The organism is Paraburkholderia bryophila, assembly GCF_003269035.1.
Taxonomy (GTDB): Bacteria; Pseudomonadota; Gammaproteobacteria; order Burkholderiales; family Burkholderiaceae; genus Paraburkholderia; species Paraburkholderia bryophila.
Window position 1 is genome coordinate 35727 of sequence record NZ_QLTK01000026.1, and the last position, 15680, is coordinate 51406.

At 62.4% G+C, this 15680-nt stretch carries 13 protein-coding genes; 12 read left to right on the forward strand and 1 reads right to left on the reverse strand.

The window, feature by feature from the left end; all coding sequences use genetic code 11:
- Positions 1–29 precede the first annotated feature (29 nt).
- The 12 genes from BX591_RS27825 (at position 30) to BX591_RS27880 (ending at position 14379) form a co-directional block, all read left to right on the forward strand.
- Positions 30–290 (forward strand): hypothetical protein, encoded by a 261-nt coding sequence (locus BX591_RS27825; protein ID WP_111934550.1) that lies wholly within the window; start codon positions 30–32, stop codon positions 288–290.
- A gap of 530 nt (positions 291–820) precedes the next feature.
- Positions 821–1024 carry a hypothetical protein gene (locus BX591_RS27830; protein WP_111934551.1) on the forward strand — a complete coding sequence of 68 codons (204 nt, stop codon included), beginning with the start codon at positions 821–823 and terminating at the stop codon, positions 1022–1024.
- A 236-nt stretch (positions 1025–1260) separates the two neighbouring features.
- A complete protein-coding gene (locus tag BX591_RS27835) occupies positions 1261–2460 on the forward strand; it encodes a serine hydrolase domain-containing protein (RefSeq protein ID WP_111934552.1) in 1200 nt (399 codons plus the stop codon).
- A gap of 170 nt (positions 2461–2630) precedes the next feature.
- Positions 2631–2921, forward strand: a complete 291-nt coding sequence (locus BX591_RS27840; protein ID WP_111934553.1) for an H-NS histone family protein — start codon at positions 2631–2633, stop codon at positions 2919–2921.
- Between the two features lie 586 nt (positions 2922–3507).
- Complete coding sequence (fae, locus tag BX591_RS27845; protein ID WP_111934554.1) at positions 3508–4032, forward strand: formaldehyde-activating enzyme; 525 nt, start codon at positions 3508–3510, stop codon at positions 4030–4032.
- Between the two features lie 50 nt (positions 4033–4082).
- Entirely contained in the window at positions 4083–5120 is a 1038-nt protein-coding gene (locus BX591_RS27850) for an aldo/keto reductase (protein ID WP_111934555.1), read from the forward strand.
- A complete protein-coding gene (locus BX591_RS27855) occupies positions 5117–6556 on the forward strand; it encodes an NAD-dependent succinate-semialdehyde dehydrogenase (protein WP_111934556.1) in 1440 nt (479 codons plus the stop codon). Before BX591_RS27850 ends, BX591_RS27855 begins: the two co-directional genes overlap by 4 nt.
- A 125-nt stretch (positions 6557–6681) precedes the next feature.
- Entirely contained in the window at positions 6682–8064 is a 1383-nt protein-coding gene (locus BX591_RS27860) for an MFS transporter (protein ID WP_111934557.1), read from the forward strand.
- A 226-nt stretch (positions 8065–8290) separates the two neighbouring features.
- Positions 8291–8848: a fimbrial protein gene (locus BX591_RS27865; RefSeq protein ID WP_111934558.1), complete on the forward strand. Its 558-nt coding sequence runs from the start codon at positions 8291–8293 to the stop codon at positions 8846–8848.
- A gap of 78 nt (positions 8849–8926) precedes the next feature.
- Positions 8927–9670, forward strand: a complete 744-nt coding sequence (locus BX591_RS27870; RefSeq protein ID WP_111934599.1) for a fimbria/pilus periplasmic chaperone — start codon at positions 8927–8929, stop codon at positions 9668–9670.
- 130 nt (positions 9671–9800) lie between these two features.
- A complete protein-coding gene (locus BX591_RS27875; RefSeq protein ID WP_111934600.1) occupies positions 9801–12509 on the forward strand; it encodes a fimbria/pilus outer membrane usher protein in 2709 nt (902 codons plus the stop codon).
- Between the two features lie 268 nt (positions 12510–12777).
- Positions 12778–14379, forward strand: a complete 1602-nt coding sequence (locus BX591_RS27880) for a peptide chain release factor 3 (protein ID WP_111934559.1) — start codon at positions 12778–12780, stop codon at positions 14377–14379.
- A 92-nt stretch (positions 14380–14471) separates the two neighbouring features.
- Here the strand turns inward: BX591_RS27880 and BX591_RS27885 are convergent, their stop codons facing one another.
- Positions 14472–15341 (reverse strand): LysR family transcriptional regulator, encoded by an 870-nt coding sequence (locus BX591_RS27885; protein ID WP_111934560.1) that lies wholly within the window; start codon positions 15339–15341, stop codon positions 14472–14474.
- Positions 15342–15680: the final 339 nt, after the last annotated feature.

The window sequence follows — 15680 nt, forward strand, 5'->3', positions numbered from 1 at the left end:
CGAAAAACAAGACGTGATCGGGGTTTCAAATGAAACGCAGTCTCTCCTTCTTCGCGCGCCGGGCTTGCGCCATCGCGGCGCTCGGCGCCTTCGCCGTGTTGAGCGGTTGCAGCAGCAGCGCACCGCTGTTTTTGTCGGACGGTCGCCCGACCACGCTGGTTCAATGCCCGGTCGGCTCCGATTCCTGCACGCAGCAGGCCAACGCAGCCTGCGGCGGCGCGTTCGACGTGGTGCGCCAGTCCAGCGACAACGGCACGCTCAATCTCATCTACGCCTGCCGCGCCAAGTAACGCTTCGCCAGCGCAAAGCTGGCGCGGTGTGATCGATTCGTTTCTCCGACGGCTCCGCTTGCCGAGATTTCGGTCGGGCGGAGCCCTGTCTCACAGCTTTCATTTTCGCTCGGCACACTCGACAGTCCGAGGAGCTCATTCTCCGCATCTCTCCGTTAAATACCGGGCGGTCGGTAAATTCATATTCGCGACAGGTAATCACTTCTGCAGAGAATAATCAGACGAAAATGTTAAATGCTTTTTTCTGATTATTTTCTTCACACTATCTTCGTGTAATGAAAGTTATCTGTTTTATCGTCACTAAACCGAGTCGGTGCGGCACCTAACGGAACGCGAAGTTTATCGGCAGTACGCTTTCACGTGCGCCTTGCCATTTAAGCAATACGCAGATTTTTCTGATTTTCCCGATCATGTGGAGTGAGCACAGAATAATTTTCCGTAAGGGTAAACGGTGGCAAGTCACCGGCGGCACGCTTTATGCTTTGATTGTTGCTTCGAAATGAGTTCAATGAGTATTCCGGGGAAAAGCAATGGATCATCACCAACTCGAAAAAGATATTGAGCATCTTGAGCACGTCATCTCACACATCTCCGCGCAAGACCGCATTCCGCTGTCGTACTGGCGCGGACGCATCGATTCGGTGTCCGGCGCGGTCCGGATGCCCGCTCAGGCTACGCGCGTCAAACGACTCAATGCCGCGCTGTCGGAGCTCGAACAGCAGCAGAAAGTCTGACGCGTGGTCGCGGTGGACCGAGCATGTGTCACCCCTGAATCGGGTAACGTTTTCTGAAAAACGTGGTAACGGTCATTATTTCCGAAACGGCCTGTAGGTTATCTTTTATCCGACTGGCGTCGTGTCCGGCGTTACGATTACACGGGTTTTCCTGTGTTGATCGTCGACGCTCGGGCGGCGCGCAGGCGGGTGAAATTTAAATGGGCGAGTGCGTCCTCCACTGATTCAGGATAAACATGCAACTAGCGGGACTTTCAGCGACGCGACTGACGCCGCTGACGAATGCCATGCAAGGCTACGTGGAACGCGGAGAAGTAGCGGGCGTGGTGTCGATGGTGTGGCGGCGCGGTGAAATCGGTTATTTCGAAGCATTGGGCTGGCGCGATGAAGCCGCGCAATTGCCAATGGAACGCGACACGCTATTTCGCATTGCGTCGATGACCAAGCCGGTCACGAGCGCCGCGATTCTGATGCTGATCGAAGAGGACCGCCTCGCGCTGGACACCCCGATCTCGCTGTGGCTACCCGAACTCGGCGCACCGCGCGTATTGCGCGACCCCTCCGGCCCGCTCGACGAAACCGATCCGGCCAAGGCGCCGCTCACCGTGCTCGATCTGTTGACGCATCGCGCTGGTTTCGCCTATCACTTCACGGCGACCGGGCCGCTGGCGCAAGCCTACGCGGCCGAGTTCAACGGCTTCGAAGCGCATGGCGACGCCAGCGCGTGGCTCACCCGCATCGCCGCCTTGCCGCTGATGTTCCAGCCGGGCTCGCGCTGGCACTACGGCATCGCGACCGACGTCCTCGGCGTGCTGATCGAGCGTGTGAGCGGCGTGTCGCTCGGCGAGTTCTTCCGCACGCGAATTTTCGAGCCGCTCGGCATGCGCGATACCGCGTTCTGGGTGGCCGAGTCGCAGCTTGCCAGGCTGGCCACCGCTTACGGCGTCGATCCGGGCACGCGGCGGCGCGTGGTCGAAGATCATTCGTCGGCGAGCCGTTGGGCGAACCCTGAGCGCTTCCAGAGCGGCGGCGGCGGCCTTGTGTCGACGGCCGCGGACTATCTACAGTTCGCGCAACTGCTGCTCGGTCGCGGACGAGTCGGCGCGACGCGTTTGCTGTCGCATCGCTCGGTCGATCTGATGCGCTCGAACTTTCTCACGCGCGACCAGCGCCGCGTGCCGGCGTTTGGCCATGTGTTGTGGGCGGGGCAGGGCTTCGGCCTGGGCTTGTCGATCGTCGACGATCCGGCGCAGCAATTGCCGCTCGGTTATCGCTCGCTCGGCTCGTTCGGCTGGCCGGGCGCGTATGGCACCAGCTGGTTTGCCGACCCGGTGGAAGATCTGATCGGCATGATGTTGATTCAGCGGCGTGCGATCGAGCCGTTTCCAATGGCACTCGACTTCGAACGCCGCGTGTACGATGCAATTGACGATTGAGTCCCCCGGCTGCGCGTGCTAAGCCGTCAGCCCGGAAGGCTCACTCCAGTGGGCCTCCCCGGGCCTCCCCAAGCGAGCCTCCTATCCGGCACTTTATTCGTCTGATAGTGTCGCGAGGGGACTTCTTCAGGGGCGTCCTGCCGTTCTCCCACCCGACCGGAGCATCCGCCATGGCCACCTACAAGCAGTTGACTGCCCAGCTCGAAAAACTCCACAAGGAAGTCGCCGTGGCCCGCGAGAAGGAAATTGCGCAGGCCATTGCCGACATCAAGCAGCAAATCGCCGATTACGATCTGACCGCCGAAGAGCTCGGATTTACGAGCAAGCGTGCGCCGGGGCGTAAAACCGCGTCGGTTGCCAAGTATCGCAACCCGAAAACCGGCGAGACCTGGAGCGGCCGTGGCCGATCTCCCGGCTGGCTGGCGGGCAAGAATCGCGAGCGCTTTCTGATCGAAAGCTGACGTCTGGCTTTGCGTGGCGCGGGCCGGGACAGCGCATCGCGTTGTCTGAAGTGATGTTGCGCGCGGCTTTTTGCGCACCGCTGGGTAGGTCCCGAAAACCCTCACCTTTGACCTCTCCGCAAGCCGTGGACCCGGGTATTTTTCCGCAAGATGCATAGCGGGTCGCATTGTTTCGGAACGCCTGGTTTTGCCGACTGACGCACGTTCGAACGTGCTTGCGGCCGCTCTACTGAGTTGGCCGCTGATCTCTCCGAAACCCTTGCCAGCCTTGGCTGACGGGCATTACCAGGCGATCCGAAGAATCGCTTTACGCCGCGTTCAAGCGCTTATCGACTCCCGTTTCGACGCCGTGTTGCCGGTGCGTGAGTGTCGTCTCGCACGATCACCTTTCAGGCCGATTCGGGCTTCGCCGTCGTCGGTCCCGAAAACGCTCACCTTTGCATTCGCTTCAGGCTAGCGCCTTCTTCGCCCTCCGCACAAACCCGGAGTTGAGCTCACCTCATACCCCGCATCAAAACTCATCGTTACAGGGGCGCGGTTGCCGAACAGCACAATCGGTCATCCCTTTACCCCCAACGGAATGACCATGAGCGTATCGACGGACACACAACTCTTTATCGGCGAAGGATTCGAAGGCCCGGGCGTCAACCTCGCTCACATCAACGTGCTGGTCGGCCCGCGCAACGGTCCGGCAGGACAGGCCTTTGCCACCGCCTTGGCGACGCCTTCGGCAGGTCACGCGCCGTTCGTCGTGATCGCGCGTCCGGGTGTGCCGACCAAGCCTTTGACGCTCTATGTCAACAAGGCGCAGATCGGCAGCGACTTCCACGGCAACGCGACGTGGGGCGCTTCGCAAGCGGGCATTGCGAAAGCCGTCGCCGAGTCGCTCGAAAACGGCACGCTGCCGCCCGAAGCGGAAAACGATTGGGTCGTGGTGTCGGCGAACTGGGTCAATCCGGGTACCGACGACCTCGACGCCGTCTTCGAGAACAACTACCGCGCATGCAAGAACGCGATTCTCGCCGCGATGAAGGGCCTGCCGCATCGCGATGAAGTTTTCGCCGCGGCGCGCGAAGTGTCGAATCCGTTTTACACGCCCAAACAACGTTGATCGGGTGGCGCGCCACGTAGCGCAGCCTCATACGACTGGAGACAAGCATCATGGAATACATTCGCCTCGGCCATTCCGGCCTCAAGGTTTCGCGTCTGTGCCTCGGCACGATGAACATGGGCACGCCGCAATGGAAGCCCTGGATCTTCGACGAAGCGCAAAGCGAGCCGATCGTTCGTCACGCGCTCGAAGCGGGCGCGAACTTCATCGACCTCGCGGATTTCTATTCGACCGGCGTCGGCGAAGAGGTGGTGGGTCGCATTCTGAAGCGGATCGCGCGTCGCGAGGAAATCGTCGTGACCACCAAGGTCGGCTATGACATGGGCACGTATCAGAACGCCGGCGGCCATTCGCGCAAGCACATCATGGACGGGATCGACGGTTCATTGACACGTCTGGGCATGGACTACGTCGATCTCTATATGCTGCATTTTTTCGACGTCAACACACCGGTCGAAGAAAGCATGAGCGCGATGAACGACATCGTGCGCGCCGGCAAGGCCCGCTATATCGGCGTGTCGACCATGTACACGTGGCAATTCGCCAAGATCATGCAGGTCTGCGAGCGCAACGGCTGGCACAAGCCGATCAACATGCAATTGCAGTTGAACCTGGCGTATCGCGAGGAAGAGCGCGAGATGATTCCGTATTGCCAGGATCAGGGCGTCGGCGTGTCGGTGTTCAGTCCGCTGGCGCGCGGGCTGCTCACTTGCGATCCGAACTCAACGCGCAATCAGACCGACTTCTTCACGGCGCAAATGTATGGCGATGAGGCGTCGCGCGAGATCGCCGCCTCGGTGGCGCGGGTGGCTGCCCGGCGTGGCGTGTCCGCCGCGCAAATCGCGCAGGCGTGGGTGCTGAATCATCACGGTGTCGCGAGCATGCTGGTCGGCGCGGATACACCGGCGCAGTTCGACAGCGCCGTGGCCGCGCTCGGCACCACGCTCTCGGCGGATGAACTGTTCGAACTCGAACGTAATTACACGCCGTGCGATCTGATCAACGATTACACCGCAGGGCGGCGCATCGCTCGTGAGCCTCGGCTCGCGCAGGGCATGTTCGTCGAGAATCTGGAGAAAGCGGCATGAACGAATTTCTTCGCACGGCGCATTACATCGGCGGCGAATGGTATGAGAGTGCCAGCACTTATGCCGTGCTGAATCCCGCGACCGGCGAGGTCGTCGCTCAGGTCGCGAAAGGCGGCGCGCAAGAAACCGCGCAGGCGATCGCCGCGGCCGAGCGAGCGTTCCCCGCGTGGCGTGCATTGACTGCTAAAGAGCGTGGCGCGCGCGTCAAACGCTGGGGCGAGTCGATGCTTGAAAATCGCGACGCGCTCGCCGAACTGCTGACGCTCGAGCAAGGCAAACCGCTTGCCGAAGCGCGCGGCGAAGTCGGCTACGCGGCCAGCTTCTTCGAATGGTTCGCCGAAGAAGCCAAGCGCGCGTATGGCGACGTGATCCCGAGTCCCAATCCGAACGCGAAGATCATCGTCACGCGCGAGCCGGTGGGCGTGGTCGCGGCCATCACGCCGTGGAATTTCCCGCTGGCGATGATTACGCGCAAAGCCGGTCCCGCCCTTGCAGCGGGTTGCACGATGGTGCTCAAGCCGTCGGAAGAAACGCCGTTGTCCGCGTTGGCGCTCGCGGTGCTGGCGCACAACGCCGGCATTCCGCCGGGCGTGTTCAACGTCGTTTCCGGCGACGCGGTGGCGATCGGCGGCGCGCTCACCGAATCCGAGGTGGTGCGTAAGCTCTCGTTCACCGGCTCCACGCGCGTCGGCAAACTGCTCGCGAAGCAGTCGGCGGATACGCTGAAGAAGCTGTCGCTCGAACTCGGCGGCAACGCGCCGTTCATCGTGTTCGACGACGCCGATCTCGACGCGGCCGTGCAAGGCGCGATGGCGTCGAAATTCCGCAACACCGGGCAGACCTGCGTGTGCGTGAATCGCTTCTACGTGCAGGACGGCATTTACGATGCGTTCACCCAGGCGCTGACGAACGCGGTGCACAAGATGCGCGTCGGCAATGCGTTGCAAGGCGAGGTGGAACAAGGTCCGCTGATCAATCAGGCGGCGTTGAAGAAGGTCGAAGCGCACGTTGCCGATGCCTTGCAAAAGGGCGCGAGGATTCTGACCGGCGGCAAAGCGCACGCGCTCGGCGGCACGTTTTACGAGCCGACCGTGCTCGTCGATGCCTCCAGCGCAATGCTGATCGCTGCCGAAGAAACCTTCGGCCCGGTAGCGGCGTGTTTCCGTTTCAAGACGGAAGAAGAAGCGATCCACGCGGCCAACGACACGCCGTTCGGCCTGTCGGCATATTTCTACACGCGCGACCTGGCGCGGGCATGGCGCGTCGGCGAAGCGCTGGAAAGCGGCATGGTTGGCATCAACGAGGGAATTCTGTCGACGGAAGTCGCGCCGTTCGGTGGCGTCAAACAATCGGGCCTGGGCCGCGAAGGCTCGAAGTACGGGCTCGACGAATACACCGAACTGAAATACATGATGATGGGCGGCCTCGGGCGCTGATCGGCAAAGCTGCGCGCTCGCCACGCGCATGCCGGAAAAATGCCGCAAAAAATACGCGGCGCAACCGGGCGCGGCCGGCACCACGCCGGCCGCGCCCGGTCATTCATAAACACGAAGGAGACAGCGTGAGCAATCAGGATAGTCAGACCGCCACCCTCGGCCTTGCCCCTAACGTGCCGGCCACAGCGGCCCCCGCGCGCGGCCCCATTTCGCTCGACGACGTTCCTCTGAACGCCTTTCACGTCAAGATCGCCGGCCTGACGTTCGGCGCGCATTTCACGGAAGGTTTCGCGCTCGGCACGATCGGCTACGCGCTTGCCGCGATGAATCGCCAGATGCCGCTCGACGCTTTCTGGATGGGCATGATCGGCAGTTCCGCGCTGATGGGGATTTTCTTCGGCAGCCTGGTGTTCGGCTGGTTGTCGGATCGGTTGGGACGTCAGAAGATTTTCCTGCTGAGTTTCCTGATCATCACCGTGGCCGCGTTTGCGCAGTTCTACGTGCGCTCGCCGGCTGAATTGTGTTTGCTGCGCGTGTTGATCGGCTTCGGCATGGGCGGCGATTTCGCGGTGGGGCATGCGATTCTCGCGGAATTCTCGCCGCGCAAACACCGTGGCACCTTGCTCGGCTCGTTCAGCGTGGTGTGGACGATCGGCTATGTGGTGGCGAACGTGCTCGGCATGCATTACGCCGATGCGTCGCCCGATGCCTGGCGGTGGCTGCTTGCCTCCGCGGGCGTTCCCGCGTTGATCGTGCTGGTGCTGCGCATGGGCACGCCTGAATCGCCGCGCTGGTTGCATGGCAAAGGACGCGTCGCGGAAGCCCGCGCGGTTCTGCTCAAGCATTTCGGCGCCCACGTCACGCTCGACGGCGGCCACGACGAACATGGTCAGACGGCCGGCGGCTTCGCCCGTCTGTTCAGAAAAGACCTGATTCGCCGGACGATCTTCAATTGCGCGTTTTTTGTGTGCCTCGTGATTCCCTATTTCGCGATCTACACGTTCCTGCCGACCATCCTGAAGGCGATTCATTTAAACAACGACTCGAGCGCGGATTTCCTGTTGAACGGATTTCTCGTGCTCGGTGCGCTGATCGGTATCTGGCTAACGATCAAGCTGCCGCGCCGGGTGTTCCTGATCGGATCGTTCGCGGTGACGTGTTTGTCGCTGATCGCGTTGAGCGTGCTGCCGGAGTCGGCGGCGATGGGCATGATCGTCGCGTTCGCGATCTTTACGCTGACGATGTCGGCGTTCTCGAATCTGGTCGGCGTGTTTCCGCCGGAATGCTTTCCCACCGAGGTGCGCGCGTGCGGCGTGGGCCTCGCGATCGCGTGTAGCCGGCTGGGTTCGGCAGTCGGCACGTTCTTGCTGCCGCTGGGCATCGCTCACCTGGGGTTTCACGCCACGATGACGGTGTTGGCGGCGGTTCTGCTGATCGGCATGGTGGTGTCGATCGCGTGGGCGCCTGAGACAAAACATCTCACGTTGAACGAAGCCAGCGGCGCCTAGCTCGCTGTACCGCTGAACGAACCCGCCGCCTCGGCAACGATGCGGCGGGTTTTTCCATTTGCGGCGCGAACATTCGACGGGGGACGCCTCGCCGGAAACGCTTCGGGTGCTGCATATTGCCATCTCAATTAATAGGAATTGTCCTAGATGTTCAAGAGATTCGACATCCTAATATTTCTTCGCGCCTGAACGACAGGCCACTTTTCAACCTTCCGGAGCAGAAAATATGAAAGCAATCCTCCCGTTCCTGGCGATCGCAACCAGCGGTCTGCTGGGCCTCGCCTCGTTCAGCGCGCAGGCCGCGGACGGCACGATCGCCATTACCGGCACGGTGTCGGAGAGCACGTGCTCGATCAACGGCGCGGCATCGGGCACCTCGGCCGACAAGTCGATCACGTTGCCGCCGGTGTCGGCCGGTTCGCTGTCGACGGCTGGCACTGTCGGTGGTACGTCGGGTCCGAGCGACCTGGCACTGACGCTGAGCGGCTGCACGGGCACCGCCACCAAGGCGATTGCCCGCTTCGAAAACGGCCCTACCGTCGACCAGGGCAACGGATACCTCAACAACTCCGGTACGGCGACGAAAGTGCAGGTGCGTTTGCTGAACGCGCAGATGCAACCGATCAACATCACGACGAATTCGAACAATGACATCACGGCAAACGCGACGACGATCAGCGGCGGTAACGCGAGCCTGACCTATTTCGCGCAGTACTACTCGATGGGTAAGGCGACGGCCGGCACCGTCAGCACGTCGGTGCAATACACGATGCAGTATCAGTAAGCAAAAAGCCGAAGGCGTTCGTCGATGCGAACGCCTTTTTTTGCGGCAATTTTCAAGAATGTTTTTAAAGGTGCTCTGATGACGTTGCTCGGAAAAATCACGATGGGAATCGGCTTTGTTTGCGCGCTGCTTGCCGGTAGCGCACAGGCCAGCGTGACGATCAGCGGCACGCGCGTGGTGTATCCGCTGGAGCAACGCGAGGTCACGGTCAAGCTGGACAACGACAGCCGCGGCCCGTCGCTGGTTCAGGTATGGATGGACGACGGCGATCCGGACGCGAAGCCTGGCGAAATCAAGGTGCCGTTTGTCATCACGCCGCCGATCTTCCGGATGGACCCGAAGAGAGCGCAGACGCTGCGCATGATGTATGGCGGCGAAGCGTTGCCGCAGGATCGTGAATCGATCTACTGGCTCAACGTACTCGACATTCCGCCGAAAGCCGATAGCGTCCCGGACGTCAACTCGCTGCAACTGGCGTATCGCACGCGCATCAAGGTCTTTGTGCGCCCGGCCAGATTGCCGGGCAATCCCGAGGACGCTCCGGCGCAATTGACCTGGAAAATCGCCGCGTCGCCGGATGGCAACGACCAGGCGGTCAGCGTCACGAATCCGACGCCTTACTACGTGTCGTTCAGCGAGGTCGGTGTGGAAAGCAACGGGCATGTCTTCAGGAACGAACAGGGCGGCATGGTGGCGCCGCGTGCGTCGGTGGTTTTGCCGATCGCAAAGATGAATGCCGTGGGCGCAGGCGCCAAGGTTCGCTACACCGTGATCAACGACTACGGCGGCGCCCTCGACGGCGACGCGTCGCTCGGTCGATAGGCCGCAGCCGTTTGCCGGCCGGGCGGCCGCCTCCGTCCGAAGTCCAACTTTTTTCAAGTGTGTGGTGCGTTGCGTCGGCATCGGGACAACGCACGTCGGTCAGTCGCGGACATGGGAAGTCAGTCAGATCATGAAACTCGTACCGGGTCATCCTTCGCAAGCTCGCGCCAGCGCGTTCACGGGTCCGTTCGACCGGTACCCTGTCGCCGCCGTGGTCATGTCGGTTTTCGCGGTGTTAGGCGATGTCCGGTCGGCGAGCGCGAGTGCATCCGAGGCCAATAATGCGGACGCGGCTGTCCAGTTCGATACGACGTTTCTGCGGATCGACTCGACTCAAGACGTGGACCTCGCCCGATTCGCACGCGGCAATACGGTATCGGCGGGGGTGTATTCGGTCGACATCTGGGTCAACGATATTCGGGTGGCGCGTCAGGATCTGCGCTTTGTCGCGGCACGGGAAGGACAAAGCGCTCGCGCCTGTTTGAGCCGTCAGATGCTGGAAACGCTGGGTGTCGACTTTGCGCGGATCGGGGTCAACAAGGATGCGAAGGCTGCTGGCCACCTCGCGTCCGGTTCGCCTGCCGTCCAATCCGGGGTCCAGCAGTCCGCAGGAAGCAGCGTCGCCTTCGGCGAATGCGTCGATCTCGCCGCGTTCGTGCCGGAGTCGTCGACCGACTTTGACTTTTCGGAGCAGAAGTTGACGCTGAGCGTGCCGCAGAAATACATGCGCAACGCCGCGCGCGGCCACGTGCCGCCGGACATGTGGCAAACCGGCGTCAACGCGGGCTTTGTCAGCTACAACGCGAATACGTACCACACCACCGGCTCGGGCATGGAATCGACGCAGAGCTATCTCGGGCTGAATGCCGGCGTGAATATCGGCGCCTGGCATGTGCGCCATCAATCGTCCGTTTCGCAGCAAAGCGGCGAGGCCACGCATTTCGCCAACGTCGCGACCTATGTGCAGCACGACGTGGCCGCATTGAAATCGCAGGTGGTGGTGGGCGACGGTTACACGACGGGCGATGTATTCGACAGCGTGCAGTTCCGCGGCGTGCAGCTCGCCACCGACGACCGCATGTTGCCCGAATCGCTGCGTGGCTATGCGCCGGTGGTGCGCGGCACGGCGCAAACGAATGCGCGCGTGGCGATCCGCCAGAACGGACAGGTGATCTATGAAACCACCGTGTCGCCAGGTCCGTTCGAAATCAACGACCTGTACGCGACCGGCTACGGCGGCAATCTCGACGTGACGGTAACCGAGGCCGACGGTCGCACCCGGCGTTTCACGGTACCGTATGCCGCCGTCGCGCAGTCCTTGCGGCCGGGCACGACGCGCTTCTCGGCGACGCTCGGTCAATTGCGCAACGCAACGCTCGACACGAAGCCGAACTTTGCGCAGTTCACGCTGCAACGCGGTCTCACGAACGCGGTGACGGCCTATGGCGGCGGCGTCGCGGCGAACGGATACATGGCGGCCGATATCGGCGCGGCGTTCAATACGCAGTTCGGCGCGTTTTCAGCCGACGTGACTGCCGCGCAGACGCAGGTGCCGAATCAAAGCGCGCTGCGCGGCGCCAGCTTACGCATCGGCTACAGCAAGTTCATCGATCCGACCAACACGAATATCTCCGTGGCGGCTTACCGTTACTCGACTGCGGGCTTCATGAATCTGGCGGATGCCGCGGCCGCACGCGACCTCGCCATGCACGGCGGCGAGATCGATTCGGTTTATCGGCAGCGCAACCGTGTTCAGCTGTCCGTGAGCCAGAACTTCGAGAACTACGGCTCGGTGTTTCTGAGCGCGTCGGCCCAGCAGTACTGGAATCGCGACGGCAGCGATACGTTCTATCAGGCCGGCTACACCAACCGCTACAAATACGGAAACTACAGCGTGACCGCTGGACGCACCCGCAACGCCAACGGCTCGATGTCGAACCAGTACATGGTCAGCGCCACTATGCCGCTCGGGCACCGCCGGCACGCTCCGTTGCTGTCGACCAACCTGTCGAGCGCGTCGGGCAGCACGAACCTGCAGGCCAACCTCAGCGGTTCGCTGGGCGAGGCTAATCAGTACTCGTATAACGCATATGGCACCTATGGCACGTCGAGCAGCGGTAACGGCGGCAGCCGCGCCAGCTCCGCCAATGCGGGTGCGAGCGGCACGTACCGCGCGCCGTATGCACAGATGACGGCGTCCGCGAGCTCGGGTTCGCAGTCGAGCCAGGTGTCGGCGGGTATCAGCGGCTCGGTCGTCGTGCATCCGGGCGGCGTGACGCTGTCGCAAACCGTGGGCGACACCTTCGGCATCGTCGAAGCGCCGGGCGCGGCGGGCGCGAAGGTGACCAGTGCTCCGGGCGTCGAGCTCGACTGGCGTGGTTATGCGGTGGTGCCCTATCTCACGCCATACGGCATGAATACCGTCGACATCGACCCGAAGGGCACCTCGACCGATGTCGAGTTCGAATCGACGTCGGAGCAGGCCGTGCCGCGTCTCGGGTCGGTGGTGATGCTCAGGTACAGGACCGTCACCGGCCGTGCCGCGCTGATTCGCGCGCCGCGACTGGGCAACGAGGCGCTGCCGTTCGGCGCCGATGTGGTGGATGGCAAGGGCCGCACCGTGGGCGTCGTGGCGCAGGACAGCCGGATTTTTGCCCGTGGCCTCGACGATCAGGGCGCGCTGTTTGTGAAATGGGGCGCCGCGGTGCCGGAAGAATGCCGGATCGACTATGTGATGCCGAAGAAGACGGATCAGGCGGGCACAGCCTATACGTCGGTGGAGGCGCACTGCCTTTCCGACGTTCAAACGGCCCTGCGCGCGGCGAAATCCGCCGACTAGCAGAGCCGCTGCCTGTCGGCCCGGCACGCCCTTTCCCTCCTTCCGCCCCCATGACGTGTATCATTCGTTCCCTGCGCTGTTCTGCGCTGGCGATTCCCGGATTGTCGAACGTTCGTTCGTGACCTGTTTCCGACGCGGTCGAGTTGCCACTGTGACGCGGGCCCCGGCCCAACTCCCGCAGCTCGACGCCGCCGCGCATGGCGTGGCACGCCGGTCGCCACAAGCCGCCGGGAACCGCCCGAACCCCTATCCGTGACCGCCAGACCCGATGTCAGTCTCCGAACTCAAACGCCGCCGCACGTTCGCGGTTATTTCCCACCCGGACGCGGGTAAAACCACGCTCACCGAAAAACTGCTGCTGTTCTCGGGCGCGATTCAGATCGCCGGTACCGTGAAGGGCCGCAAGAGCAATCGCTACGCGACGTCCGACTGGATGGAAATCGAAAAGCAGCGGGGCATTTCGGTCGCCAGTTCGGTGATGCAGTTCGAGTACGGCGACGCCGTCATCAACCTGCTCGACACGCCGGGCCACGAAGACTTCTCCGAAGACACATACCGCGTGTTGACCGCGGTCGACGCCGCCGTGATGGTGATCGACGGCGCCAACGGTGTCGAAGCGCAAACGCTCAAGCTGCTCGAAGTCTGCCGCAGCCGCAAGACGCCGATCGTCACCTTCATCAACAAGCTCGACCGCGAAGTGCGCGAGCCGCTCGAACTGCTCGACGAAATCGAACAGCATCTGGGTGTGGCGGCTGTGCCGTTCACCTGGCCGATCGGCATGGGCAAGGATTTCCAGGGCGTCTACGACATTCAGCGCGATCAGGTGCGCTTGTTCCGCGCCGGGCAGGATAAGGCGGGCGGCGAGGTCGAAACGCTGCAGGCGCTGAGCAACGAAGAGGGCGAACGCCGCTTCGGCCATAGCTGGGTGAAGGCGAAGGAAGAAATCGACCTGATCACCGGCGCATCGCCCGATTTCGACCGCGAGCAATTTCTCGCCGGTCAGCAATCGCCCGTGCTGTTCGGCTCGGCGATCAACAACTTCGGTGTGAAGGAAATTCTCGACGCGCTGGTCGATCTGGCGCCGCCGCCGTCCATGCGTATGACCGTGCAGCGTCCGGTTCTGCCGGACGAACCGAAGTTCACCGGCGTCGTGTTCAAGGTTCAGGCGAACATGGATCTGGCGCACCGCGACCGCGTGGCGTTTATCCGCGTGTGTTCGGGGCACTTCGAACGCGGCATGGCCGTCAAGGTGACGCGTACCAACAAGACGTTCCGCGCCAACAACGTGGTGACGTTCCTGTCGCAACGTCGTGAGACGGTGAGCGAGGCGTATCCGGGCGACATCATCGGTATTCCGAATCACGGCACGCTGAGTCTCGGCGATACGTTGACCGAAGGCGAGATGCTGCAATTCGTCGGCCTGCCGTTCTTCGCGCCGGAAATTTTCCAGACGGTGGAAGTGGTCGACCCGATGCGCGCCAAGCAGCTCGGCGAAGCGCTGAAGCAGCTCGGCGAAGAAGGCGCGATTCAGGTGTTCCGTCCGGAAGTCGGCGGCCTGATGATTCTCGGCGCGGTCGGGCAACTGCAGTTCGAAGTGGTGTCGCACCGGCTGTCGACCGAATACAAGGTCGACGTGCGGATGGCGCCGGCACGCTACCGGATGTCGCGCTGGGTGACCTGCGACGACGCCGCCGAATTGCGTCGTTTCACCGATTCCTACGCGGCGCGGATCGCGCTCGACGCGTCGGATGCGCCGACGTATCTCGCATCGCACGTGTCCGAGATCGAAGTCGCGCAGAAGGCGTGGCCGAAGATCGTGTTCAACGAGTTGCGCGAGCATTCGGGCGCGCCGTTCAAGAAGACGATGTAACGAAGTACACGTCGCGAGCGCCGGATGCGCTCGCAGCATCGGAAAAAACCACGTCGATCGACGTGGTTTTTTTATTCCGCAAGCACCGCGCTTCACTCCATCTTCAAGCCTTCTTCCCGCATCCACCCCGCAAACGCCTGCACATGCTCGAGCCCGGCATGACGTTGCGCCACATCCAACCAATACCCGAATGGCCCCGCCACCTCGATCTCGGAGAACTGCGCGAGACTCTTGTCCGCGAGTTCGTCGACGATCATGTTCCGGTCGACGATCGCCAACCCCGCGCCTTTGCGCGCGGCACGAATCGCCTGTTCGAGCGTCGAGAACTCGATGCCGTTTTCCGCGTAGCGCGCGGGCAAACCGGCTTTGGCCAACCAGTTCGGCCATAGATCCAGGCGGGCGTCGTTATGCAGCACATGGAGCGCCGGCATCTGTCCGAGCAGTTGATCGAGCGGTTGCCCAAGCAGACGCGGTGCGCCGACCAGTACGTGACGCTCGATCATCAGCAATTCGGAATGGGCATCGGGCAGGGCCTGGCGGCCGAAGCGGATGTTGCAATGACAGTCGGCGGTGGGCTCGGTACGGATCGACAGCTCGACGTCGGGCAGTTCCACCGCGAGCGACCCGAGCCGCGGCGAAAACCATTGCGTCGCGAACGTGGGCGGCACGGCGACCACCAGGCGGCGCCGTCCCTTCGCCGCGGTGATTTGCCGGAAACCGCGCTCGATGGTGTCGAACGCCTCGGACAGGCACGGCAGGAACTGCAACCCGGCGGGTGTCAGCCGGATGCCCTTGTGATCGCGCTCGAACAGTTTCGCGCCCAGCGATTCCTCGAGCAGTTTGATCTGCCGGCTCACCGCGCCTTGCGTCACGCACAGCGCTGTGGCCGCGCGATTGAAGCTCATATGGCGGGCCGTTTCTTCGAAGAAGCGCAACGCGATCAACGAGGGCAAGCGTCGCATACATCACCTTCTATTTCTTTAGTCATGCGGTGCCGGCGGGTCAGGATGCGAGCCGCACCGCGGAATGGATGGCCGTACTGCGTACTGACCGCGCGTTGTCTCCCACGCGCCGCGCGAGCCGTGTCGGCTTGCGTCTTTATTCAAGCATGCCGGTTGGCATCGCTTCGGATTGTCGCATTGACGCTGGAAATTGTGCTTGGAGCGTCCGAAAAAATTCCGTGGCATGAAGATGAACATCAAGCGGAATCCGCAAGTTGTCGCGCAAGCGCTCGCGCCGCGCCGCGCAAGCGCCCGACTTCGCCTATCCTGACGAAGACGCGCATCCGGCGATCGAGCCGC